This window comes from Pseudoalteromonas sp. L21 (genome assembly GCF_021728035.1).
GTDB lineage: Bacteria > Pseudomonadota > Gammaproteobacteria > Enterobacterales > Alteromonadaceae > Pseudoalteromonas > Pseudoalteromonas arabiensis.
In genome coordinates, this window is record NZ_JAKKCV010000001.1 from 893428 (window position 1) to 919881 (window position 26454).

General features: G+C 41.5%; 24 protein-coding genes. 16 read left to right on the forward strand and 8 right to left on the reverse strand.

The genetic code is table 11. The features are described from left to right. Window positions 1-131 precede the first annotated feature (131 nt). The 13 genes from rsmD (at window position 132) to L3V41_RS04130 (ending at window position 15429) form a co-directional block, all read left to right on the forward strand. Window positions 132-749: a 16S rRNA (guanine(966)-N(2))-methyltransferase RsmD gene (rsmD, locus tag L3V41_RS04070; RefSeq protein ID WP_062568696.1), complete on the forward strand. Its 618-nt coding sequence runs from the start codon at window positions 132-134 to the stop codon at window positions 747-749. A 145-nt stretch (window positions 750-894) separates the two neighbouring features. Continuing rightward, complete coding sequence (rpsU, locus tag L3V41_RS04075; protein WP_002957797.1) at window positions 895-1110, forward strand: 30S ribosomal protein S21; 216 nt, start codon at window positions 895-897, stop codon at window positions 1108-1110. A gap of 21 nt (window positions 1111-1131) precedes the next feature. Continuing rightward, window positions 1132-1578, forward strand: a complete 447-nt coding sequence (locus L3V41_RS04080; RefSeq protein ID WP_062568695.1) for a GatB/YqeY domain-containing protein — start codon at window positions 1132-1134, stop codon at window positions 1576-1578. A 135-nt stretch (window positions 1579-1713) separates the two neighbouring features. Beyond that, window positions 1714-3465, forward strand: a complete 1752-nt coding sequence (gene dnaG, locus L3V41_RS04085) for a DNA primase (RefSeq protein ID WP_237127273.1) — start codon at window positions 1714-1716, stop codon at window positions 3463-3465. A 119-nt stretch (window positions 3466-3584) separates the two neighbouring features. Then, window positions 3585-5444, forward strand: coding sequence for an RNA polymerase sigma factor RpoD (gene rpoD / locus L3V41_RS04090; RefSeq protein ID WP_062568693.1), 1860 nt, complete (start codon window positions 3585-3587; stop codon window positions 5442-5444). A 65-nt stretch (window positions 5445-5509) separates the two neighbouring features. Beyond that, window positions 5510-6391, forward strand: coding sequence for a 50S ribosomal protein L11 methyltransferase (gene prmA / locus L3V41_RS04095; protein ID WP_062568692.1), 882 nt, complete (start codon window positions 5510-5512; stop codon window positions 6389-6391). A 271-nt stretch (window positions 6392-6662) separates the two neighbouring features. Then, window positions 6663-7634 (forward strand): tRNA dihydrouridine synthase DusB, encoded by a 972-nt coding sequence (gene dusB / locus L3V41_RS04100; protein WP_062568691.1) that lies wholly within the window; start codon window positions 6663-6665, stop codon window positions 7632-7634. A gap of 21 nt (window positions 7635-7655) precedes the next feature. After that, window positions 7656-7946, forward strand: coding sequence for a DNA-binding transcriptional regulator Fis (fis, locus tag L3V41_RS04105; protein WP_002957804.1), 291 nt, complete (start codon window positions 7656-7658; stop codon window positions 7944-7946). 231 nt (window positions 7947-8177) lie between these two features. Continuing rightward, the gene (purH, locus tag L3V41_RS04110; RefSeq protein ID WP_062568683.1) at window positions 8178-9764 is read left to right on the forward strand and encodes a bifunctional phosphoribosylaminoimidazolecarboxamide formyltransferase/IMP cyclohydrolase; all 1587 of its coding nucleotides are present in this window, start codon (window positions 8178-8180) and stop codon (window positions 9762-9764) included. 96 nt (window positions 9765-9860) lie between these two features. Continuing rightward, a complete protein-coding gene (locus tag L3V41_RS04115) occupies window positions 9861-10679 on the forward strand; it encodes a methyltransferase (RefSeq protein ID WP_237127201.1) in 819 nt (272 codons plus the stop codon). Window positions 10680-10695: 16 nt separating this feature from the next. After that, complete coding sequence (purD, locus tag L3V41_RS04120; protein WP_062568681.1) at window positions 10696-11982, forward strand: phosphoribosylamine--glycine ligase; 1287 nt, start codon at window positions 10696-10698, stop codon at window positions 11980-11982. A gap of 93 nt (window positions 11983-12075) precedes the next feature. Further along, a complete protein-coding gene (locus L3V41_RS04125) occupies window positions 12076-14574 on the forward strand; it encodes an EAL domain-containing protein (protein ID WP_237127202.1) in 2499 nt (832 codons plus the stop codon). Window positions 14575-14619: 45 nt separating this feature from the next. Then, a complete protein-coding gene (locus L3V41_RS04130; protein ID WP_062568679.1) occupies window positions 14620-15429 on the forward strand; it encodes a DUF2797 domain-containing protein in 810 nt (269 codons plus the stop codon). 1 nt (window position 15430) lies between these two features. On the opposite strand, the gene L3V41_RS04135 is transcribed toward L3V41_RS04130, so the two are convergent. Then, window positions 15431-17929, reverse strand: coding sequence for an EAL domain-containing protein (locus tag L3V41_RS04135; protein ID WP_237127203.1), 2499 nt, complete (start codon window positions 17927-17929; stop codon window positions 15431-15433). Between the two features lie 78 nt (window positions 17930-18007). Here L3V41_RS04135 and L3V41_RS04140 point away from each other — a divergent pair, with 78 nt between their 5' ends. Beyond that, window positions 18008-18301 (forward strand): hypothetical protein, encoded by a 294-nt coding sequence (locus tag L3V41_RS04140; RefSeq protein WP_062568677.1) that lies wholly within the window; start codon window positions 18008-18010, stop codon window positions 18299-18301. Here the strand turns inward: L3V41_RS04140 and L3V41_RS04145 are convergent. The 6 genes from L3V41_RS04145 to L3V41_RS04170 all read right to left on the reverse strand — a co-directional run bounded on the left by L3V41_RS04145 (window position 18298) and on the right by L3V41_RS04170 (window position 23241). Next, on the reverse strand, window positions 18298-19218 hold the full coding sequence (locus L3V41_RS04145) for a histone deacetylase family protein (protein ID WP_062568676.1): 921 nt from the start codon (window positions 19216-19218) through the stop codon (window positions 18298-18300). The genes L3V41_RS04140 and L3V41_RS04145 overlap by 4 nt on opposite strands. Before the next feature lie 70 nt (window positions 19219-19288). Next, window positions 19289-20836: a serine hydrolase gene (locus L3V41_RS04150; protein ID WP_237127204.1), complete on the reverse strand. Its 1548-nt coding sequence runs from the start codon at window positions 20834-20836 to the stop codon at window positions 19289-19291. After that, window positions 20833-21348, reverse strand: coding sequence for a gamma-glutamylcyclotransferase family protein (locus tag L3V41_RS04155; RefSeq protein WP_237127205.1), 516 nt, complete (start codon window positions 21346-21348; stop codon window positions 20833-20835). The genes L3V41_RS04150 and L3V41_RS04155 overlap by 4 nt, the downstream gene beginning before the upstream one ends. 8 nt (window positions 21349-21356) lie before the next feature. Next, the gene (locus L3V41_RS04160; protein WP_062568673.1) at window positions 21357-21977 is read right to left on the reverse strand and encodes a LysE family transporter; all 621 of its coding nucleotides are present in this window, start codon (window positions 21975-21977) and stop codon (window positions 21357-21359) included. A gap of 7 nt (window positions 21978-21984) precedes the next feature. After that, window positions 21985-22767: a hypothetical protein gene (locus tag L3V41_RS04165; protein ID WP_062568672.1), complete on the reverse strand. Its 783-nt coding sequence runs from the start codon at window positions 22765-22767 to the stop codon at window positions 21985-21987. A 3-nt stretch (window positions 22768-22770) separates the two neighbouring features. Continuing rightward, window positions 22771-23241: a CreA family protein gene (locus L3V41_RS04170; RefSeq protein WP_062568671.1), complete on the reverse strand. Its 471-nt coding sequence runs from the start codon at window positions 23239-23241 to the stop codon at window positions 22771-22773. 103 nt (window positions 23242-23344) lie between these two features. Here L3V41_RS04170 and L3V41_RS04175 point away from each other — a divergent pair, with 103 nt between their 5' ends. Beyond that, window positions 23345-23932: an outer membrane beta-barrel protein gene (locus tag L3V41_RS04175; protein WP_193987791.1), complete on the forward strand. Its 588-nt coding sequence runs from the start codon at window positions 23345-23347 to the stop codon at window positions 23930-23932. An 11-nt stretch (window positions 23933-23943) separates the two neighbouring features. Then, entirely contained in the window at window positions 23944-24273 is a 330-nt protein-coding gene (locus tag L3V41_RS04180) for a 5-carboxymethyl-2-hydroxymuconate Delta-isomerase (RefSeq protein WP_062568669.1), read from the forward strand. Between the two features lie 2 nt (window positions 24274-24275). Here the strand turns inward: L3V41_RS04180 and L3V41_RS04185 are convergent, their stop codons facing one another. After that, a complete protein-coding gene (locus tag L3V41_RS04185) occupies window positions 24276-26405 on the reverse strand; it encodes a winged helix-turn-helix domain-containing protein (RefSeq protein WP_062568668.1) in 2130 nt (709 codons plus the stop codon). Window positions 26406-26454: the final 49 nt, after the last annotated feature.

Genomic DNA, 26454 nt, shown 5'->3' on the forward strand with positions numbered 1-26454 from the left:
ACCAAAACGGGTACCATCTATCGCTAAGACACTAATAGTAACACTTTTAGTGCAGTAGAAAAATGACACACTAGCTATAAAGCACAATATTATCTGAGCTAGGTATCAGTTACCATTTATTAGTGAGTTAAATGAGAAAAAAATCAACACCTAATCGCCAAATTAAAGCGACAAGCAATAAATCAAGCCATGGCTTTATTCGTATCATTAGTGGTCAATTTCGCGGTAGAAAACTTCCGGTCAAAGATGTACAAGGCTTACGCCCAACAACGGATCGAATAAAGGAAACCGTGTTTAATTGGTTAATGCAAGATACCCGAGGTGCAAGCGTACTTGATTGCTATGCTGGTTCTGGAGGGCTTGGTTTTGAAGCGCTTTCTCGGTTTGCTGCACATACGGTCTTTTTTGAACTTGATAAAAGCGCAGCGGCACAGCTAAACAACAACATAGCCACTTTGCAACTTGATAATGCCACTGTAAAACAGGGTAATAGCCTAGCGCTATTAGATAATAATGATGAAAATAAACAGTTTGATCTAGTTTTTGTTGACCCACCATTTCGCCAAAATTTGGCCGAAAAAAGTTGTTTATTACTCGAATCAAATCAATGGTTAACTGAGCAAGCGTTAATTTATGTGGAAGTTGAAAGCGAACTAAAAAGCCTAGAGACTCCTAGTAACTGGTTGCTATTAAAAGAAAAAACTGCTGGGCAAGTAATTTGTCGCTTGTATCAACGCGCGACAAATTAACGCTGTTTTGCCATCCCAGTTTCTGTTAATATTATCCTTTACATGTGGTGTTGCTTCGGATTACAATACCGCACCATTTTTGAACCACTTGATCGTTATTCGATCAACTTGAGCAACGCTCATTATTTAGGTAGGTGAATTTTTAATGCCAGTAATTAAAGTAAGAGAGAACGAACCGTTTGACGTAGCACTTCGTCGCTTCAAGCGTTCATGTGAAAAAGCAGGTATCCTTTCAGAAGTTCGTCGTCGCGAGCACTATGAAAAACCAACAGCTGAGCGTAAGCGTAAAAAAGCTGCTGCAGTAAAGCGTCACATGAAGAAGCTTTCTCGCGATAACGCACGTCGCGTTAAATTATACTAATCAGTATTTGGTCTTGTATAAATGAGCCTTTTATTAACGCTAAAAGATGCGCAAAAAGATGCGATGAAGGCAAAAGACAAAGAACGTCTTAAGCCTATCCGCATGGTACTTGCTGCAATCAAGCAACGTGAAATTGACGAGCAAATCACGCTAGACGACGACGGTATTACCGCTGTTTTAGTGAAGCTTGTAAAACAACGTCGCGACTCTTACACCCAGTATATTGATGCGGGTCGTGAAGATTTAGCTGAAATTGAAGCCAATGAGATTAAAGCTCTTGAAGAATTCTTACCTCAACAATTGAGTGAAGAAGAAATCATAGCACTTATTGACTCGGCTATTGCTGATACAAACGCAGCGGGTATGCAAGACATGGGTAAGGTAATGGGAGTGATCAAAAGCAAAGCTGAAGGTCGTGCCGATTTAGGTAAGATTTCTGGCTTAATCAAGCAACGATTAACTGCCTAACCCCCACATACAGATGTATGATTCAAGCAAACCGAGCCTAGTGCTCGGTTTCTTGCTTTTGAGCTTTTATATAATCACCTTTTGTGTTCAAATCTTACTTTAAATGCAAAAATAGTGCAGGAAAAAACAACAGCCATGGCCGGAAAAATCCCTCGACAGTTTATTGATGATTTACTCGCTCGTACCGATATTGTTGAGTTAATTGATTCAAAAGTTGGCCTAAAAAAAGCGGGAAAAGACTACCAAGCTTGCTGTCCTTTTCATAACGAAAAAACCCCTTCTTTTACCGTCTCCCAAGATAAACAGTTTTATCATTGCTTTGGCTGTGGTGCGAATGGTAATGCCATTTCATTTGTCATGGAATATGACAAACTAGAATTTGTTGATGCTATCGAAGAATTAGCGAGTATGCTCAATTTAGACGTACCTCGCGAGCAAGGCACAAGCTCAGGTCCGCAACGCACCGCTGAACAAAAGCGCTCTGATTACGATTTAATGCTCCATGCTGCACGCTTTTATCAGCATCAACTAAAGCATCATGCTAATTCTAAAACCGTGATTGATTATATTAAAGGTCGTGGTTTAAGTGGCGAAACAGCAAAAAAATTCATGATTGGCTATGCCCCGAGTGAGTGGGAAGCACTGTGTCAGCAACTAGGCCGCAATAAAGAGCAAAAAGAACAGCTAGTAGAGTTAAAGCTTGCCTCTGAAAAGTCGCCTGGTCGCCAATTTGACTTTTTCCGTGACCGACTCATGTTCCCTATTCGCGACAAACGCGGTCGGGTAATCGCGTTTGGTGGCCGTGTAATGCAAGCAGATCAAGGGCCTAAATACCTCAATTCACCAGAAACGCGTATTTTCCATAAAGGTTTTGAACTTTACGGCTTGTACGAAGCTAAGCAAGCTCATAAAAAACTGGAACATATTTTAATTGTTGAAGGCTATATGGATGTGGTTGCTTTAGCTGAACAAGGCATTGAATATGCCGTTGCAGCCCTTGGTACAGCAACCACCGCAGAGCATATGCACACATTATTCAGAACCACAGATAAAGTGATTTGCTGTTACGATGGTGACCGTGCTGGTCGCGATGCTGCTTGGCGTGCACTTGAGAATGCACTTCCTTACCTTGCAGATGGAAAGTCATTACAATTTGTATTTCTACCTGACGGTGAAGATCCAGACTCGCTGGTACAAAAAGAAGGCAAAGACGCTTTTGAAGCACGATTAAATGACGCAGATGATTTTAGTAAAGTGCTCTTTAATAAGCTCAGCCAAGAGGTTGACCTAACCCAGGATGCAGGTAAAGCAAAATTACTGAGTGATGCCCTGCCGCTGATTGAAAAAATTCCCAGTGATTTTTACCAAGAGAATATTTTAGAACACCTTGGCCGCTTAATTGGTCGAACGCGAGAACAGTTAAATAACCGCGTAAAATCACCAAAGCAGCAACATGCAATTGAACGTAAATTTAAAATCACGCCAATGCGCCAAGCAATCGGTATTTTATTGCAACATCCAAACTTAGCGACCAGCATTGCTTATATGCCAGAGTTGGCAGAAATGAAAATTGCCGGTATTGAACTTTTTTTGCATATCCAACACTTAGCACTAGAGCGACCAGGAATAACCACGGCACAAATTCTTGAGTCATTTCGTGATAGTGCGCAGTATGATGCCCTTGTTAAATTAGCAACTTGGCAACATCAAATAAATGACGATCGTTTAGAAACTGTTTTTAAAAATACTTTTAAATTTATTGAAGACCAGTGTTTAAATTATCGACTAGAGACCCTATTAATAAAAGACAAGACCCAAGGGTTAACAAGCGAAGAACGTCTTGAGTGTCACTTACTGACACAAGCGTTAAAAGGCAGCAACAGCTAGTCAGATTTGAATTATGCTGTTATACTGTGCTATTCACTGCGTCTAGTTAGTTTTCGTTTCGCTTATAAAGCGAGCTGGCGCCTGTTGTATCAACTTTCAGAGTGGAAGAATAAATCTCTATGGATCCAACTCCTCAGTCACAATTAAAGCTTCTGATTCAAAAAGGTAAAGAGCAAGGTTATTTAACTTTTGCAGAAGTTAATGATCACCTTCCACAAGACATTATCGACTCAGATCAGGTAGAAGATATCATTAGCATGATTAATGATATGGGTATCAAGGTAAGTGAAAACGCACCTGATGCCGATGAATTAATGATGCAAGAAACAACGACAGACGAAGACGCAGCAGAAGCCGCGGCCGCTGCACTTGCGACTGTAGAAAAAGAGATCGGTCGAACAACTGACCCTGTCCGCATGTACATGCGTGAAATGGGTACTGTTGAACTACTTACGCGTGAAGGCGAAATTGTAATCGCTAAGCGTATCGAAGAAGGTATCAACCAAGTTCAGATTTCAGTTGCTGAATACCCTGAAGCAATTACTTACCTACTCGAGCAGTGGGATAAATTTGAAGCTGAAGAAATGCGCTTAAGCGACATTATTTCAGGCTTTTTCGATCCTAATAATGAAGACGAATCACAAATTTCGGCAACGCATATCGGTTCTGAGTTAAACGAAGAACAGTTAGACGAAGAAGACGATGATAGCGACGATGAAGACAGTGATGATGATGACGACGGTGATGATGATGAAGCTGATACAGGACCAGATCCTGAAGAAGCACGCATTCACTTCGAAAATCTACGTGATCTTTATAATAAAGCGCGTGATACATTTGAAGAAAAAGGTCGCTCTCATCCTGACTCATTAGCTGCTATTACCGAAATCGGCGAATTATTTAAAACATTTAAGCTAGTTCCAAAACAGTTTGACCGCATGGTAAATAACATGCGCGAAATGATGGACAGAGTGCGTGTTCAAGAACGTCTTATCATGAAGCAAGCGGTTCAAATTGCTAAGCTTCCAAAGAAAACGTTTGTTAAGCACTTTGCTAATAATGAAACAGATACTAGCTGGATCGACCTTGAAATTGCAGCTAACGATAAACACTCAGTTAAGCTTGAAGAAGTAAAACCTGAGATCATTCGCTGTATCCAAAAATTAAGCGCTATCGAAGAAAGTACGGGTTTAAGTATTGAACGTATTAAGGACATCAACCGCCGCATGAGCATTGGTGAAGCGAAAGCTCGCCGTGCGAAAAAGGAAATGGTAGAAGCTAACCTACGTCTTGTAATTTCGATTGCGAAAAAATATACCAACCGTGGACTACAATTCCTAGACCTTATTCAAGAAGGTAATATTGGTCTAATGAAGGCGGTTGATAAGTTCGAGTATCGTCGTGGTTATAAGTTTTCGACTTATGCAACATGGTGGATCCGTCAAGCAATTACACGTTCAATTGCAGACCAAGCGCGTACTATCCGTATTCCTGTGCACATGATAGAGACGATCAACAAGCTGAATCGTATTTCTCGTCAAATGTTACAAGAAATGGGTCGCGAACCTAATCCAGAAGAATTAGCTGAGCGTATGTTAATGCCTGAAGATAAAATTCGTAAGGTATTGAAAATCGCGAAAGAGCCTATTTCAATGGAAACGCCAATCGGTGATGATGAAGATTCGCACTTAGGTGACTTCATTGAAGATACGACCATTGATTCGCCAATTGATTCTGCAACGATGGAATCGCTACGTGGCGCAACCAACGACGTATTAGCTGGCTTAACGGCCCGTGAAGCGAAAGTACTTCGTATGCGTTTTGGTATCGATATGAACACAGACCATACATTAGAAGAAGTAGGTAAACAATTTGACGTAACACGTGAACGTATTCGTCAAATCGAAGCGAAAGCGTTACGTAAATTACGTCATCCTTCTCGCTCAGACTTACTAAAAAGCTTCTTAGACGCGAAGTAATTACACTGCACTATTAATAACTAAAAGGCCGCTGTTGCGGCCTTTTTTCTATTCGAGAGATTATCATGGCTTGGATCCAAATTCGAATTAATGCAAACGCTGATAATGCTGACATGATCAGTGATTTACTGATGGACACAGGTAGTGCATCAGTGACTTATGTCGATGCAAAAGACACCCCGATTTATGAACCAAAACTGGGGACCGTTCAACTATGGGCTGATACCACAGTGATTGGCCTCTATGACGCTAACCATGATATGGACAGTGTAGTGGCGACATTAAAAGCAGAAGCAACACTCGCTGACAAGCTTGTATATAAAATTGAACAACTTGAAGACAAAGACTGGGAACGTGAGTGGATGGACAACTTCCACCCGATTCAATTTGGTGAACGCCTTTGGATCTGTCCGAGTTGGCGAGATATTCCTGATCCTGACGCTGTTAACGTATTGCTTGACCCAGGCCTTGCATTTGGTACGGGTACACACGCAACGACTGCACTATGTTTAAAGTGGCTAGAAAGCCAAGATCTAACAGGTAAAACTGTGGTCGATTTTGGCTGTGGCTCGGGTATTTTAGGCATAGCGGCCATAAAATTAGGTGCTGAGCGTATGATCGGTATCGATATTGACCCACAGGCCATTGAAGCGAGCCGCGATAATGCCGAGCGTAATGGCGTGGCCGACAAACTTGAAGTTTACTTGCCAGAAGATCAGCCTGAATTTAGCGCTGATATCGTCGTTGCAAACATTCTTGCGCAACCATTAAGGGAGCTTCATGAGATCATTTTAGGGTTGTTGAAACCCAATGGTAAAATTGCCATGTCAGGTATTTTAGAAGAGCAAGCGCAATCAGTTGCCGACGTTTATGCCCCATTTTTAGCCCTTGATGATATCGCCATTGAAGGTGAATGGACACGCGTGAGCGGCACAAAAAAGGCATAAAACACACAATACTTTTAATCCATAACACGCAAGGTAAAGCCACTATTTAACAGGCTTTACCTTATTTTTACATGCGTAAATTTTACCATTTTAAAACGGCTAAATTTTTTTTGTTTAAATAACAAACAAATCGACCCGCTCGTCAAACTGTTATCAAAAGTCAATACAAAAAGGGCAAAAAAAAGTCACTTTTGTTCAATTTATAGCCTTTGATTTTTGGAAAAAAAACCGTAAACTTAGCGCCCCTTGAAAAGAGGCCTATTGAATAACAGTGCGTATCGGTTCATACCAACTTGAGAACAATGTAATTGTCGCGCCTATGGCAGGCATTACAGACAGACCATTTCGACAACTTTGCCGACGCTTAGGCGCGGGGCTTGCTGTATCTGAAATGCTCTCGTCGAACCCGAAAGTGTGGAAAACCGAAAAGTCGATGAACCGTATGGATCACAGCGGTGAATCGGGTATTCGCTCGGTGCAAATTGCCGGAGCCGATCCTGAGCTTATGGCACAGGCAGCACAATTCAATGTCAGCAATGGTGCACAAATCATAGATATTAATATGGGGTGCCCTGCTAAAAAAGTGAATAAGAAACTCGCAGGCTCTGCCTTATTACAGTTTCCTGAATTAGTAGAAGAGATACTCGATGCGGTTGTTAATGCAGTCGATGTCCCAGTAACACTGAAAATCCGCACTGGATGGGATCAGGATAACCGTAATGGTGTCGAGATTGCGAGCATAGCTGAACGCTATGGCATTGCTTCACTGGCTGTACATGGACGCACGCGCGCATGTATGTATAAAGGTGAAGCGGAGTACGCCACTATTAGGGATATTAAACGTTCAGTATCTATACCTGTTGTCGCCAATGGTGATATTACATCACCAGAAAAAGCAAAACAGGTTTTAGATTATACGGGTGCAGATGCCATTATGATTGGTCGAGCCGCCCAAGGTCGCCCTTGGATTTTTAGGGAGATAGACCACTATTTGCGAACTGGAGAACATTTGCCAGCACCTGAAATTGCAGAGGTGCGAAGCATTTTGATGGAGCATTTAGACAATCTTCATCAGTTTTACGGGGAGCCAATGGGAGCGCGTATCGCTCGAAAGCATGTATCTTGGTATTTGCAAACCCATGACAGTGACGGTCAGTTTAGGCGAGTATTTAATGCGTTAGATAACCCACAGGCACAAATCGACGCATTAGAAGAATACTTTAAAACACTAGCAGCTAACTAAGAAAGAAAGAGACATATAACGATGTTCGAACAAAACGTGACTTCTCCATTTATCACAAACCCTCATGTACAGTCACACGAGAAACCACAGCCGTTGCGTGATGCAGTGAAAAAAGCGGTTCATCACTACTTAAAGCAACTTAATGGTCAAGACGTACAAGACGTATACGACCTTGTTCTTTCTGAGCTAGAAGCACCATTACTTGAAGAAGTAATGACGTATACGCGTGGTAACCAAACTCGTGCAGCAATCTTACTAGGTATCAACCGTGGTACTTTACGTAAGAAGCTTAAAAAATACGGCATGAACTGATACCCGTTTTAATGGACTGATAGTAAGCCAGCATATTTATTTTGCTAATAAACGTTTACTAATCCAATACAACTGGTATAAAAGTTTTGAAAAAAGCACCTTCGGGTGCTTTTTTTATAACAACAAAAACTATGCAAAATCCTCATCCTTTAAACATCGTCTTTTGAGCCATATTCAGTTAAAATACCGCCTTTCTAAGCTAGCTCAAACACTGAGGTAATCAAAACTACAATGGATACACATCGTCCAATTCGTCGCGCACTATTAAGTGTGTCAGATAAAACCGGTATCGTTGAATTTGCTCGCGCTCTTGAAGCTCAAGGCGTCGATATTTTATCAACGGGCGGTACTTGTAAATTACTTGCTGATAATGGCATTAAAGTCACTGAAGTATCTGACCATACTGGTCACCCTGAGATCATGGATGGTCGCGTTAAAACACTTCATCCAAAAATTCATGGCGGCATTCTAGCGCGTCGCGGTCAAGATGAAGACGTGATGAGTGAGAACAACATCTCAGCTATCGATATCGTTGTAGTTAACTTATACCCCTTCGCAAACACTGTTGCGAAAGAAGACTGCAGCCTAGAAGATGCGATTGAAAACATTGATATCGGTGGCCCAACGATGGTTCGCGCAGCGGCGAAAAACCATAAAGACGTGACTATTGTTGTCAATGCAAAAGATTACGACCGTGTAATCAGCGAGATGCAAAGCAATAATGGTTCAACAACGTATAAAACACGCTTTGATCTAGCTATTGCAGCCTATGAGCACACCGCTCAGTACGATGGCATGATTGCAAACTACTTCGGTAAAATGGTTCCTGATTATACTGAGGAAGCCGCTGAAGACACTAAATTCCCTCGCACAATCAACATGCAGTTTACTAAAAAACAAGATATGCGCTACGGTGAAAACTCACACCAAGACGCCGCTTTTTATGTTGAAAGCGAGTTAACTGAAGCGTCTGTTGCAACGGCGGTACAACTGCAAGGTAAAGCACTTTCTTACAACAACATTGCTGACACTGATGCAGCATTAGAGTGTGTAAAAGAATTCGACGTACCAGCGTGTGTTATTGTAAAACATGCGAACCCTTGTGGTGTGTCAATTGGTGACAACATTCTTGAAGCCTATGATCGCGCATTCAAAACAGACCCTACATCAGCATTTGGTGGCATCATTGCATTCAACAAAGAATTAGATGCAGACACGGCAGAAGCGATTGTTGCGCGTCAATTTGTTGAAGTTATCATCGCGCCTAAAGTATCTGAAGCAGCAGCACAAATCGTCTCTGCTAAGCAAAACGTACGTTTATTAGAGTGCGGCGAGTGGACAGGTAATGCAACAGGTCATGATATTAAGCGTGTTAATGGCGGTATCCTAGTTCAAGACCGCGACCTTGGCATGGTAACGCAGAGCGATCTTAAAGTTGTCACTAAGCGCCAGCCAACTGAGCAAGAGTTAAAAGACTTATTATTCTGCTGGAAAGTCGCTAAATTCGTTAAGTCGAACGCGATTGTTTATGCACGTGACGGCATGACTATCGGTGTAGGTGCAGGCCAAATGAGCCGTGTTTACTCAGCGAAAATTGCAGGTATCAAAGCAGCTGATGAGAACTTAGAAGTAAAAGGCTCTGTTATGGCATCTGATGCATTCTTCCCGTTCCGTGACGGTATTGATGCCGCTCGCGACGCTGGCATCACAGCTGTTATTCAACCTGGTGGCTCAATGCGTGATGAAGAAGTTATCGCCGCAGCTGACGAAGCAGGTATGGCAATGGTATTCACAGGTATGCGCCATTTCCGCCACTAATCACACAAAGGGTTAAACAGCGTGTTTAACCCTTTTTGTTTGCTACAAATTCACGTATTCTGATTACTAATTGCTTAATTAATGAAGGAACAGACGATGAAATTTGCTCTAAAATCTATACTTGTTGCAAGCCTTACACTTGCTTCTGCACACGCTCTTAGCCAAGACCTAAACTCAGCACTCACAAAAGCAGTCAGTGCAGCTGAGCGTAGTGATAACAGTGCCCGTGATGAATATCGTCACCCAATCGAAACGCTTAACTTTTTTGGTTTTGAGCCATCAATGACTGTCGTTGAGATTGCGCCTGGTGGTGGCTGGTATACTGAGATTTTAGCTCCAGCATTAAAAGGTAAAGGGACTTATTATGCAGCACATTTCCCAGCTGATTCCTCAGTAGGTTACTATCAGCGTTCACTCGCAGGGTTTAAAAAGAAAATTGCAGAAGATGCACGTTTCAGTGAAGTAAAACTCACAGAATTTGCACCTAGCACGCATCTTGATATTGCTCCTGCTGGCAGTGCTGATATGGTTTTAACCTTCAGGAATGTTCATAACTGGTACATGGGCAAAGATAAAGAAGGTGCACTAAGCGCATTCAAATCGTTTTATAAAGCCCTAAAACCAGGCGGTACACTTGGTGTTGTTGAACACCGTTTACCAGAACAGCGTAGCGATGAAGATCAAAAATCATCAGGTTATATGAAGCAAAGCTATGTAATTGATATTGCCAAACAAGCTGGCTTTGAACTGGTAGCAAGCAGTGACATTAATGCAAACTCACTTGATACAGCTGATCACCCTAAAGGGGTGTGGACACTCCCACCAAGCCTTCGTTTAGGCGAAAAAGATGCCGCGAAGTATAAAGCGATTGGTGAAAGTGACCGTATGACGCTGAAGTTTAAAAAACCGCTTTAAATAGGATTATTTCGCCATGAATGTACTTGTCATCGGCAGTGGCGGCCGCGAACACGCACTTGCGTTTAAGGCTGCCCAAAACAGTAAAGTAAACACCGTTTTCGTTGCTCCAGGTAACGCAGGCACGGCTCTAGAGCCAAAACTTGAGAACGTTGCAATCAATGTTGAAGATCTTGAAGGTCTTTTAGCTTTCGCTAAAGCAAACAACGTTGAACTCACCATTGTTGGTCCTGAAGTACCACTGGTACTGGGTGTTGTTGATACATTCCGTGAACACGGTTTAGCTATTTTCGGCCCTACAGCTGGTGCGGCACAATTAGAAGGCTCTAAATCGTTTACTAAGGACTTCTTGGCTCGCCATAAGATCCCGACTGCTGATTACCAAACCTTTGAGCAAATCGACCCTGCCCTTGAATACCTTAAAGAAAAAGGTGCACCGATTGTTGTTAAGGCTGACGGTTTAGCAGCGGGTAAAGGTGTTATTGTCGCCATGACAGAGCTTGAAGCTGAAGAAGCTATTCGCGATATGCTTGCTGGCAACAGCTTTGGTGAAGCAGGTAGCCGTGTGGTTATCGAAGAGTTCTTAGAAGGTGAAGAAGCGTCTTTTATTGTCATGGTCGATGGCAAAAACGTACTGCCGTTTGCAACAAGCCAAGATCACAAACGTGCTTACAATGGCGATAAAGGTCCAAATACTGGTGGTATGGGTGCTTACTCACCTGCGCCTGTTGTGACTGATGAAATTCACCAACGTATCATGAATGAAGTGATTAACCCTACCGTTGAGGGAATGGCAAAAGAAGGCCACCCTTACACAGGTTTCTTGTATGCAGGCCTTATGATTGCTGCGGATGGAACACCAAAGGTTATTGAGTACAATTGTCGTTTTGGTGACCCTGAAACGCAACCTATGATGCTTCGTCTTAAATCAGATCTTGTTGAGCTAATTGAAGCGGCTAACCGCGAAGAGCTTGATAAAACAGATATTGAATTTGACCCTCGTGCAGCAGTGGGTGTTGTTTTAGCTGCAAAAGGCTACCCAGGCAGCTACCCGAAAGGTGATGCGATCAATGGCTTACAAGTAACCTACCCTGAAGGTGAGAAAGTATTCCATGCAGGCACGAAGCAAGATGGCGAGCATGTAGTTACAGCTGGCGGTCGCGTATTGTGTGCAACAGCACTTGGCAATACTGTCACTGAAGCACAACAACGTGCCTATAAGCTTGTTGATGATATTAGCTGGGAAGGTATGGAATACCGCACTGACATAGCTTATCGCGCAATAGCGCGCGAAAAAGCGTAAGGTCAAACCAGTTAAATCTAAGAAAAAGCGCAGTTTATCTGCGCTTTTTTAATGCTACACTATTGAGGAGCCAAACTAAGCTAAGAAGTCATTTTGAATAGTAAAACGCTAAAATATCATTTTTTGTCATTTTTTATTCTTGCGATCTTATTTTTTATTATCTGCACTTTATCGTCTCACTTGGCGAGCCCAACTCGTTACACCATTGACAAAACAGCCCCTGTTTACTCTCAAAATGCTTACCGCATTGATGAGACTAAGTCGCTTACTCTTTTACAGTTTTTAAGTGAACCGAGCAAACTTGAAAAAAAGCCTTTTAAGCACATTGAGTGGGGTTTAGCCGCAAAAGATTACTGGTTAAAACTCGATTTAGAAAATAGGCAGCCGCACCCGATTGATTTGTTTATTCATTTTGATAACCCTATGGTTGACTACCTCACTGTATATCAACTCAATGAACAGCAACAACTTATTAGCACGATTGAACTAGGTGATAAGGTCAGTGGGCTGTCTTTATTTCAGTACAGTACACCACACACCTCTTTAACATTAAAGGGCAGTGAAAAAGTCTCTTTGGTCATAAAAGTAGATACTGTCGGGATAAGCAAAACACCCATCAATATTTACGGTAAAAAAGAATTTCAAGACTTATTGCGTTCACAAGCTGGTATTTGGGGAATATTTATTGGCGTGCTGATTATGGCTGCTCTTTATAACCTTGTACTTTTTTTGGGTATCCGTGATCGTGTTTATCTCATTTATATTGGCTACATTCTTTCTGCCCTGTTACTAATGGGTTCTGTGCTTGGGTTTGGCTTTTATCTTTGGCCACTGTCGTGGCAATTATTTTTTAACGAAAAAATAGTGTTTAGTAACTACGCCATTGCCTTTTTTACGGTTGCATTTTGCACCATGTTTTTGCGCTATCACAAAGATAATTGCCGACTATATAAACTCAGCCTTAGCTTCTTGGCTGTTCTTTTCAGCTTAGGCTTAATGAGCTTTTTTATGCTGGAATATAACTCCTCGAAGATCTTTTTTGCCATTATGGTCATTCTTTATATTTTATGTATTACCATGATTTATAAGAAACTAATTAGTGGTTTCAGATGGGCGAAGTTTTATGTCATGTCATGGATACCGCTTATTATTGGTGCTGCTGTACAGCCACTGGAATTAACTGGCTTTATTCCCTACAGTTTTACAACTCGTCACTTATTCTTAATGGCTATACTTTGCGAAATTGTTTTAATGGCAATGGCACTGGCTGACAGAGTGCGTTATCAACGCGAAAAAGCGCTGTATCACGCAACTCACACTCAACAAACAAAATTATTAAACCAAGCCATGCTCAAGCAAGGATACATGAGTTTAATAAATGAAAAACGCAGCGCACATTTGTGTTTAATTAAGATTGAGCAATTCAATGCATTACTTAGCATCTTAAACCCGAGCCAAAGTAGTAAGATTATTACAACGGTTGCTCTTTCGTTAGAAAACCACTTAGCCAAGCATAGGCAGTTTATTAACCTTGAATATGCACTGGATAATAGCCCTAAAATAGCTGATTTAGGTAATGGTATGCTGGCCTTTATATCAACCAAAATCCAGCCTAAAAGTGACTTATACGATGAGTTAGGTAATATCGCTAAACAGCTGCCAAAGCAATATAAAATTGCAGGCCTCGATTTGCAGCTTTATTACCGATTCAGTGTTACCGAGCCCATTGAAAATGATGGCTTTGATTCTTGGTTACAACGGGGGTTTCTCGCAATTTCTCAAAAACAGGCAATTAAAACTCTCGACTCTGCCTATGTTGATATGGATTTAAGCTTAGCTGCATCATTACAGCACGCTATTCGTAATGAGCAATTAGCGATATATTTACAACCAATCATTGATTTACGCACGGGCAAAATTGCAGGAGCTGAAGCCCTACTACGCTGGCCAAGTGCTGATCAAAATTTAAATATCGAACAACTAATCCAGCTTGCTGAGCGAACGGGACTTATCAATGAATTGAGCTTATGGGTAATTGAGAAAGCATGCCAAACCATAGCAAAACTCAATCAGCACGGGCATAAAGAACATACGATTAGTGTTAACTTAAGTGCCAAAAACTTAGCCATTCCTAAACTGGTTGAAAAAATTGAAAATACCATTTTAAAACGAGGTATTTTTGCCAATCAGTTAAAATTTGAACTGACTGAATATGCATTGATAAAAAACCACAAGGATATGATACGCTTTGTTAATGAGTTAAATAAATTAGGGAGCCAAGTGATTTTAGATGACTTTGGCACTGGCTACTCTTCCCTTAATTACTTAGTTAATTACTCGTTTAGCACAATTAAAGTAGATAAATCGTTTATTCTCGATTTAACCAATAACGATACTCACCAAGTGATCGTAAAAACAGCGATTGATATGGCCCATAACCTTGACATGAATATCACGGTCGAGGGGATAGAAGATCAAGAAACAGAGCAATTGCTTATAAAAATGGGCGCTGATCATGGCCAAGGCTACTTTTACAGCAAAGCCTTGGCTGTTGATGAATATCTTGAGCTTATCGACACACAATCGAAATAGAGCGTGTTACACTACCCCTTTTACATCTTTAGGGGCCAAGTAAAGATGCAAGGTACATTGCGTAAACTCAAGTCGACTCACAGTACACCTGTACAATATCAACTACCTGTTGGTGATGAACTAGTACCTTTAAACGACTATATAGGAAAAACACTCACACTTACGCACACCGGCAATATCTTTTGTTGTAACTGTGGTAAGAAAACCAAAAAAAGTTACTCACAAGGACACTGCTTTGTCTGTATGCGCAAACTAGCAAGTTGCGATATGTGTATTATGAAACCCGAAACTTGTCACTATGACCAAGGCACGTGTCGTGAGCCACAGTGGGGTGAAGAAAACTGCATGATCCCGCACTATGTGTATTTAGCAAATACTTCTGGCTTAAAAGTGGGGATTACCCGTCATACACAAATCCCGACCCGCTGGATTGATCAAGGGGCAACTCAAGCCCTACCTATTTTTAAAGTACAGACTCGGTTGCAATCAGGTTTAGTTGAAGTCGCGTTAGCCAAGTTTATTGCTGATAAAACCAATTGGCGTAATATGCTAAAAGGGCAATCTGACGTGCTCGACCTAAAGGCTGCTGCCACAGAGTTACTGCCACAAATTGAAGAAAAGTTAGATGAACTTGCCGAGTTATTTGGTGCAACAGCCATCGAAAAACTAGATGAGGACGTTGTGACTCTTGATTACCCTGTCGACGAATATCCAACCAAGATCAGCTCATTCAATTTTGATAAGGCTCCAGAAGTCTCAGGTGTTTTAAAAGGCATTAAAGGCCAATACTTAATTTTTGACACTGGCGTCATTAATATTCGAAAGTTTACTTCGTATGAAATCACCCTAAGCTAAACTATGTTTGAGTATTAAGATAAAAGTCATACCACTGCTGTTTCGTAATGGGGCGGCAGAAGTAATAACCTTGAATCGTGTCGCAGTTAAGCCCTTGTAAGTAGTTTAACTGCTCCACTTTCTCAACACCTTCTGCAACAACGTGTATATTTAAGCTCTTAGCTAGTGTGACAATCGCCGAAACAATCTCACTATTGCCATATTCATCGGGGACCTTAGCAATAAAGCTGGCATCAATTTTAAGTGTATCGATAGGTAATTTGGTTAGGTAACTCAATGCTGAATAGCCAGTCCCAAAGTCATCAAGCGTAATATGAACGCCCAGCTTTTTAAGTGCCAGCAACTCTTGTTTAGCTTCACTAAAATGACTTATGAAGCAGCTCTCAGTGAGTTCGACTTCAAGTTTGCATGGGTCCACCTCATACTCTCTCAATAAGCGTTCAACATTAGAAGCCAATTGCCCTTGCCGTAAATGATTAGCTGAAATATTAATCGCTAAACGCCCTGCTTCAATATCATTTCGCTGCCATATAGCTAACTCTTTACAGGCTTGTTCTATAACCCACATATCCAGCTTTACAATTAAGCCAAGTTCCTCTGCCAATGGAATGAATTTAGCTGGCGAGATAACTCCTAAGCTTGGCTCCTGCCAACGCAGTAAGGCTTCCACGCCAGATATTCGGCCACTTTCAAGGTATTGCTTCGGCTGGTAGTACAATTCAAACTCATCGTTCTCTATGGCTGTTTGCAAACGACTCATCATTGCAAGACGCTCAAGAGAGCGTGCATTCATGGCCGGCTTAAACAATTGAAATGAGTTTCGACCCACCTCTTTTGCCCGATACATTGCAATATCAGCATGTTTAAGCAAGGTAGCACTATCGATACCATCATCTGGAAACACTGCGGCCCCAATGGAAGCGGTTATCGCCACCACCTGCTCATTAATTAACAAAGGCATACTGACTTGTTGCAAGACCTGCTCTGCAAATCCAAGTAATGCTTCAATCCTCTCAACTTCGCATAAAAGTACAAACTCATCCCCGCCTAAACGAGCTAGGGTATCCCCCTCAGGTAGTACAGATGAAATGCGCTCTGCTATTTGTTGTAAAAGATTGTCACCCGCATCATGACCTAGGCTGTCATTCACCTCTTTAAAACGGTCTAAGTCAACAAACATAACGGCTAATAAATCTTGATTACGCTTTGCTGCACTTAACGCAATTGACAACCTATCGTGAAATAACCGTCTATTTGGCAAACCGGTTAGTTCATCGTAATACGCCAGTTGTGAGATTTTTTCTTCCGCTCGCTTACGCTCTGTTATATCACTAAAAATAGCCGCATAGAGTACTTCATCAACATTTGGATCTTTAATTTGAATAATCGTCAGCCATTCAACAAACTCTTCACCGCTTTTTTTACGGTTGCAAATTTCTCCTTGCCAAACCCCTTCATACTCTATGGCATGCCACATTTTTTGATAAAATGAACGGCTGTGCATAGACGAGCTTAAAATGCTCGGTCGCTTGCCAATCACTTCATGCTCTTCAAACCCTGTGAGTTTAGTAAATGCAGGATTAACTTGAATAATCGTGCCATCTTTACGAGTTAGCATGATGCCATCCAATGACGCATCAATAATTTTATTAGCTAAAAATAAATTTCGTTGCGACTTTTGTAAGGCAATATCGCGCTGCTCAATCGCTCGTTCCAGTTCGCAGCAATACGCTGACTCTATTTCTGTGATTAAATCTGCAAACGAAATGACTCCACAAATATCAGTCTCTCTCACCGCTAAATGACGAACATTATGTTCAGACATAAGACGATATGCATCAAACAAGCTGCTGTCACTGTCTATCTCTATCAATGGATAACTTGCGTATTGCCAGCAAGGGTTAAGCCATTCAGTTTGAATAATTAGCCCAACAATATCTCGCTGTGTGATAATGCCATGAATAGCTGAGGCTGAATTATAAACAAGCACACTTTCTAGGCGGCTCGTGCGCATAATCTCTACCACGCTTTCTATTGGCAAATTTGCATCAACAATGTCTAATTCAGTGCGATATTGTTCATGAATAGGACGAAATTGTAGGTAGTGATCAAGCCCTTGATTGTGCACAATGTCCGACAAGCTCAACATACCAACAGGCTGTTTATCGCTATTCATCACTAATAAGTGTCGAATACCATGCTGTTGAAAGCGCAGTGTCGCATCGCTCAGTAAACACTGACTTGGTACGGACACCACCGGTGCTGACATAACCTCATGAATAGGTACATTTTTAAATTCAGGGCTTGTAATATCAATGTTTAGGCAGTCCGCCTCAGTCCATATACCAACAATGGATTGGTCGTGTTTAACAAAAATAGCCGTCACACTATGAACATGCATCAACCGCACAGCATCAACCAAAGGGGTATGTGCAGGGCACGATACCAGCTTTTGCGAAATAACATCCCCGACCTTTTGATGCCGTCTTGGTTGACTCATAAGTAGACTTACCTAGTTCTTACAGGAATTAGCAATTATAATCATTTCATTATATCGGGCTTTGATACAGGACAATAAATGCAATTATCATTTCCTTTGATCATTTTTAGTAAGCAAGAAGTAGCGTACCTTGAAGGTGAGAGCGACTTAAATGATTTTCTCTATAGTTTAACTAAGGAGCAGCGAAACGAGCTTTTACTATTGAATAAAGCTGGAAGGTATGTTGATTTATATAACAACGACGTGACACCAATCACAAGCACAGAACTGGCAAAACGAGTGACGCAACAACTTGCACAAGAGGGGAGCTGCTGCTTGAGTAAAGTGACTCAATTAACGCCGGAACAAGCTTTTATGATGCTAGATAATTAAACTGTATCCACCAGCGCTTTGATATGAGCAACAGCACTACGCCCTAGTGCTGACAAGGCATACCCGCCTTCTAAAAATGATACAATGCCTTTGCAGCCTTGTTGCTGGCATAGCTCCGCTAATTGTGACGTAAGCCAAGCGTAGTCATCTTCAACAAACTTCAAACTTGCCATATCATCTTCTAAGTGTGCATCAAACCCCGCACTAATAAACAATAGCTCGGGTTTAAATTCAGTTAGTTTAGGTAACCACTGCTCATAATAAACCGCTTTTAGATCAGTCCCATCGCTGGCAATAGGTAAAGGTGAATTTACCAAAGTCGGATTATTTTCAACCGCTGTATTAGGATAGAATGGATGCTGAAACAAAGAGCAAAACAGTACATTGTCATCGTTTAAAAAGATGTCTTGTGTGCCGTTGCCGTGGTGAACATCAAAATCAACAATGGCAATGCGTTTCACTCCTTTGCTTTTTGCATACTGCACGGCAATTGCTAAGTTATTAAACACACAAAAACCAGCAGAGGTGGTCCTGTTTGCATGATGACCAGGCGGCCTCACTGAACAAAAAGCGGCATCTAGCTTATCAGCAAGAATTTCATCAACAGCTAATAACCCTGCTCCAACAGCACGTTCAATTGCTTTCATTGAGTCGGGACACAGCCATGTGTCACCATCAAGTTCTGCAAGGCCTGACTCTGGAATAGTTTGCTCTACGTGACGCACCAAAGACTCATCGTGGGCACGTAAAAAGTCTTCACGTGTGGCTTTAGGAGCTTGTAAATGAGTGACTGCGATATCAACACCGCTTGCCAATAAGCGGTCAGTGATCATATCTAAACGCGCAGGACACTCAGGGTGATCTTCAATCATTTTATGTTTTCGACAAAATGGATGAGAGATAACGGCCGTTCTCATTACGCGCTCCTTGAAGTAATTGTCAGCCAATTATAACAAAGCCGCTTTTGAGCGGCTTTGCGACTTTGGTTTACTTTTTAGCTTGTAGATCTAGGTTTCTAAAATCAAAGCTAAAATCTGTCACAGCAGTTGAAACTGCTCGCATTTTGGCACTTTCAACGCGGTTTTCGGGACTCATTTGAAACTCAATAAATGCATCGGCTTCAAGTAGCTTTTCATCCCACTTCACAATAAACGTATTACCCGTGTAATGTTCAAGCTGGCCTTTCAAGCGTTTAGTATGCGTAAAGTCGATACGTAACTGCCCATTAAGCTCTTCGATTACCACATCACCATACCAGTTATCATGCAGTGTGCCTGTGTAATTTATATTTGGTAGCTTTGGTTGATAATCTGCCGGTGTTTCTGGTTTAGCATTTGCGTAGGCTTTTTCTTTACCTTCAAAGTGCTTTTTAGCTAACTCTTCGACCCAATCTTTATCTTCCAAATCCAGCGCATCTTCAAGCACTTCATAAGTAACTGCAGATAACGCACTAAACGCTTGCTGGTTGGTTAGAATAACGATACCTAGGTTTTTTTCTGGTAGTAAGGTCACCTGAGAGACCATACCTAAAATCCCACCACCATGACCTAATTTTTTAATGCCATGAAAATCTTCAATACTCCAGCCTAAACCATAGCCTCTAAATTGTTGATGGTATGCCTCGTATGCACTTTTCGATGCTAAAGAGGTAATATGCGGGTGCCACATTTGCTGTTGCTGCTTTTCAGTAAATAACTGTTCGCCATTTGGCATTTGGCCATGGGCAAGTTGCGTGCGTAGCCACTGGCTCATATCATTGACACTTGAAGCGATAGCACCGGCACCACGAAAGTCTTCTAAATAATTAACAAAAAACGGGTGTAACTGGCCATCCATAGGAATATGCCCTGTGGCCCAGTTTTTATTACTTTCTGGAATGCGTGAAAAACCAGCTCGAGAGTTTTTCATATCAAGTGGCTCTAGAATATTTTTCTCAATGTAATCATTCCAGCTCATCCCTGACACACGTGCCACAACTTCACCAGCGGTCACAAACATTAGGTTGTTATACGCGTATTTACTACGAAAACTACTGGCTGGTTTTAAGTACTTAAGACCGGCAATGATTTCATCAATCGATTTATCGGTGTCAGGCCAAATCATTAAGTCGCCCTGCCCTAAACCTAGGCCACTACGGTGGCTCAATAAATCACGAATCGTCATTTCACGTGTTACATAAGGGTCGTACAGGCGAAACTCAGGTAGATGATCAATTACTTTGTCGTCCCAGTTTAACTTTCCCTCATCTATCAGCTTCGCTAAAGCGGCTGCAGTAAATGCTTTCGTATTTGAGGCGATACCAAATAAAGTGTCTTTATTAACCTTTTTCCCCGTATCAAGGTTGGTCACCCCAAACCCTTTTGCCAAAACGACTTTGTCATTTTCAACAATGGCAACAGCCATACCAGGCACATCAAAACGTGCCATTGATGTTTCAATTACTTGCTCAATTTTTTCACTGTCGATATCAGCGTAACTAAAGAATGAACAGCTTGATAATAAGGCCGCAGCAACGGCTAGTTTACACAGTTTCATAATGTCCCTTGGTCATTTTTATTGTTGTGAATAGCGAACTCTCTCGCTGCTCGGGTTTTATCTGGATCATCGCAACTTTCGCGCGCGAGTATTGAATCACTGTAATCATTTGGCAGGCCAGCTTCAAGCGCACCGCGATGAACATGCTGTAGATACCAGTCGAATGGCAAAAGTGCAGCGTCTACTGTATTGGCGATATAACAATGTGCTGTTAATTGCTCTCCATCTAACAATTCAACAGACACATCAACGCAGTCATAGCGAGGGCCTTCAATCGTATCTAGAATCGCTTTTTCATCTTCATTAAGCTCATAGACGACCCCATAAACCAGTGCGTCTGGCTGAGAAGTTTGGCGAACACTGCATTTCGCTGAGCCATCGGTACTGACCATATCAAATGTCAGCTCATAGCCTCTGAGTATGGCCGTACCGATACGTTTTGCTTGAGGTAATCGTGCCAACAACCGATTTGATGACATGTTTGAACCAAACGAAAAATTATAAATAGTCATAATTCACCTTACACAACAACACGAATAGCCAACGCAATTAAGATCACGCCGATACCTCTATCAAACCAAAAACCACTTTTTAAGAAAAATTCTCGCACAGCGGCTTTTGTTAACACCAGTGATAAACATGAAAACCACACCCAAGTTGCCAAAGCCATATACACCCCATAGCTTGCTTGCACTAATACTGGGGTCTCAGGGCTGATAACTAACGTAAAAAGCGACATAAAAAACAGCGTTGCTTTTGGGTTCAGTGCATTGGTAAAAAAGCCACGCCTAAAAGCTTTATACACTGACTCAGGCTCAGCCTGAGCAAGCGTTGGCTGTGTGTTATCAGCCGGTTTTGCACTACGTAAAGCGTGTACGCCTAAATACGCTAAATAAGCACCCGCCAGATATTTTAATGCCATAAATAAGCTCGGCGATTGCGATAGGATAAGGGCAACACCCAATACACAATAAGCAACATGAAGTAAAATGGCTGCCCCCACCCCCGCACTTGTCCATAGTGCATTTTGACGGCCATGCTGAATACTTTGTTTAAGCACAACAGCAAAGTCAGGGCCAGGACTTGCAACAGCAAAAAAATGCGCGACAGCAATTAATAAAAACTCATCTAAATACGGCACTGATTATTTACCCTACTTTTTGTTCATCCAACGCAAGTAATAGCGGGTTAGCACTACTATTAACTAATAACTTTATTTGCTTTTGCGCTTTCTTATACTGACCTCGTAAATGAGGCTTTAGGTATTTTTTAGACTGATTATCGCCTTTAAAATGCGATACCAAAGCATGCATAAATAAGGTTTGCGGCTCGGTTAACGCGGCTTGGCGATTGGCATAGGGGTTATAACCACATCCACAGCCCCCTTTAAATTGATACACAGTATTGCTCATCATCACACCAAATCCTAAAAAACAAGCAAGTGCGTCGCTGGCCTGTGGTAAAAACTCTTTACCTCCAGGTGGTAAAACACCAACGTGATGAATAAGTATTGTCGCAAGTGTTCCAGCGAAGCTTGCAACTAAGTCTTGTGGCTGATTTATTTGGTTTGGGTTAAAAGACACATTAATTAAGTGATTCGCAGGCACGATTAACTGAGCGTGTTCTCCTCTTAGAGAAGCCTGAAACTCAAAGTGCGGAAATACCTGTGGAACAAGCTGTGAGGGTGATACTAAACTTACAGGCCACGCCTTCATCCCCGCATAGCCAACAACGCGAGAAAATACTGTTTTAGCCATATCTTCAACGCTCGTGACACTGTCTGGGAAAAACTGGCTATTGGGTAATACAATCTGCGTCTTCTGTAAAAAGTAATCGCTATCAAAATGCTCAACAGCCCATATAAATGTGTCTATTAGCCACTGTTGCTCCTGCTCGTCAAGTAAGGGAGCAGATTTAAATAGGGTTAACATATTTTACTCTTGTCCTTGCGCCCACTGCCATGCATCTGTGTTATAAAGCGGAACGGTTGATAAAGCATGGTGATGACTGCCTGATGATTCTTTTGTCGAGTATGATAAATACAAAAGAGTACGGGTTGGTGCATCGTAAATACGACGCACCTTCAATGATTTAAATAAAATACTCTTTGATGATTTAAATACCACATCACCGGATTTACTGCGGTCTATTTTTTGTAACTGTTCAGCAGTAATGGGACCAGTTTGACGACAGGCAATTGACATATCTGAAGGATCTGCAAAATCAAGATTTGCTTCAATATGGCTGATATGACAGGTAACACCACTAATGATTGGGTCTTGTTGCGACACCACTTTAATATCTTTAGTCGTAAACAATCCTAAACTTACAGAAGCCGCGTCATCCGAACAACCATTCAACAAGATGATTGAGGCTGTCAGTGCAGCAAGTTTTAGTGTCTTCATCTTCGTTATCCTTATTAAAAAGCGATAGTTGTCCATTTACAACTATTTGCTTGCTATGTTTCAATACTATCTCAAAATATCTTCAACAACGAGCACCTAAACCATGAAAAAACCGCTCAGTTTACTGTGTTTAATGTTCTTAAGTAGTACCGCTCACGCTGGCTACTCTATTAGCGCTGGTTTCGGCAAAAACTTTACTAACTCAGTACAGACCGAAGAAAACCTTAAAATCGAGTTAGAAAATGATAGTCACTTTACGGTTAGCCTAGACAGAACCATTGATAATGCTCGTTATGGATTCTTTTATTCAGCAACCGAACTTGATATGAAAGACCAAGCCAATAAGCAAATCGAGATGCAATACCTGCTATTTCAAAGTGCCATAGAGGTGCCATTAGCTGACCATATAGTTGGTTTTGTTGGTGCCCAAATTGGCGCAAATCACGTCAGTACTGATTTTGCTGATTCCGACACTTTTTTTACTTCAGGCTTATACGGTGGCGCTGAGTACCTATTTACAGACCAAGCGCGAATTTATGTTGAAACTCGCTGGTTGGCGACTATTGTAAATAATGCAAGTAACATCTCATGTACTTTGCCTGCATCCGAAAACGAACAATGCCTTTGGCACTTCGATGGTGATGTATTAAACCAATTTCAAACAAACATCGGTTTTAGTTACCGCTTTTAAGGAAGAGCCTCATGCCGCATATTGTTATTGAACATTCAGAAGATCTCCCTATTCTTCCTCAAGTGCTGGTTGAAAAAGTCCACCAAGCGGTATTCGATTCTGGTTTATTCGAATTATCGACCATTAAAACACGTGCTATTGCCTACCAACACTATGAGCTAGGTGAAGGGAAAGATGGCTTCATCCATATTGCTGCATCTATCATGGAAGGTAGAACCGTTGAACAAAAGCAGCAACTAAGCGAACAACTACTCAATTGCTTAAGAAAGTACTGTCGCCGTTCTTATAGTTTAAGCGTAAACATTTATGATATGAGCCCTGATATTTATCGTAAGTGCTAATTTTACTGCGGCAGAAATGCCGCAGGAAGACGCTTAATTTCAATCTCAGGTGACAGGTATCCCGTGTATACAAGCCAGCGTTCATCATCCACATAGGTCAGCCCTGATGAACGACTATAAGCACGCTCGGGTAATGCCATCACATCAAAATGCTGTTTTTTCGCCAAATCATAATAACTAATACGATAATCACCAACGCGTACTTTAAAGTAATAAATACGCGCATCATTGTATTCATTCTTCTCGACAAATAACCACGAAAAATGCCTCGCTAAATGGATATCGTCAACAAGTACCTGTTCTTGCCCCGTTCCATGGTGTTTTATCCATATAGCCTTATTGTTATCAGTAAAAAGAATATCACCCGATGATAACTCAACAGCATATTTAGCAGGAGAACTTATCACTTTACCAAGGTTATTACCTTTTAAATCAAATCGATAAACATAATCGTTGTCAGACACAAGAATAGATTGGTTATCACTAGACCACGTTGGTTTGCGTGCATAGGCAAATGGAATATTTAACGCTTGCCTCTTATCGAGCTTAAAGTCATATAGATAAAGTGTACTCAGCCCTTTATCCAGCACTGAAAACAAAATGTAGCGCCCATCCTTTGACCACGTTGGGTCAAGTATTTGCCCAATAACATGTGGAAAGCTCGTCAACTGTTTACGCGAGCTTGCATCTGGGTTAACTATCCATAATTGAGAGCTGCCAGACTCATTTGATACATATAATAGCTTTTTCTGCGCCGAATTATATTCTGGAAAAAGCGAACTAAAATTAGTGGAAAGCATAGAAAAAGGTGAACTGGCAACTTGCTCATCAATTTTTAGCCGTGTAATCACCTTGTCTATATCCCATTGATGAAAATAGACACTGCCATCAGCGCTATACCTTGGCGAACTCATCCCTGCCACTTGAGTGTTAATCAGCTTTTGCTGTTCAATATCGTAGAAAAAACCATAACGCTTACCGCCTTTAGTTGCCGAAAAAACCAGTAAGTTCTTACTCGGATGCCAATCAACACCATGAATAAAGGCAAAGTTTGGAGTAAGTCGTTTAGCTTGCCCTGTTTGTACATCAATCATAAAAAGTGCTTGCTGGTCGTTTTCAACATTACGAGTAACCACGACATGTTTTGCATCAGGTGAAAACGACACGGACTCATCGTTAATATGGCAATAATCAACACAAGGAATAGATGTTTCATGTAGGTTATCTGATGCAAGGCTCAGTAACTTAATGCGGCTTACCGTTTCGCCGGCTTCGGTTACATACTCACCGATATAAGCGAGTGTTTTACCATCGGCACTGACATCAAGATCAGTTCCACCTTCGCGGCGACATTCACTCAGGACAACGCTCGTCGCATTTACAAGTGATAGTTTCACTATTTCGCACGCACTGTTTTGCGTATAACGATAGTAATATAAGGTGCTTGAGTCAGGACTAAACACGGAGCGCCCTTCAGTCTCTACACTGTCGGTTAGCTGTTTTGCTGGATGCTCAGGAAAATGGAGGTCACGTAAATATAAATCCGCAGATTTATCTAAACGGCGCCATGAATAAACCAAGTAATGTTGATCATTTGATACGGCAGGATAAATTTCACGCCCAGGGCTTGCTGTTACACTTTCTATACTGTTTATCGGCATCACAAAGGCCGTGTGCTGCTTTGTTTGATAACTAGAAACATACCAGAATACACACGCAGCAAATACGCAAAGCATAAATACAGCAGCAACACCATAAACTTGAGCACGTTTGAAACTGGGTATATTTTTTTTAGGTTGCTGTTCAATTTTTTCAGGTGATTGAACCAATCGATACCCTGTTTTACGCAAGGTTTCAATGTAACTTGAGTTTGGGTCTAATTCTTTAAACGCCTTACGTAAATGCCAAATAGCATTTGTTAACGCCTTCTCTCCTACAAAATGGTTACCATCCCAAACAAGATTAATTAACTCTTCGCGAGTAATTGGCTCAGGATAACGGGCAACTAAACAACCTAATAACTCGATGAATTTAGGCTGTAAAACGTGCTCACTATCATCACAAACTAGTTTATTTTCAAGGGGATTAATTGTACACCGACCCAAACGGTAGGCGTGATGAGTGGTTTCCATTAAGTCTAAACTTAACCTCTTTTTAGATTTCTAGACGTGTATTTAGCTA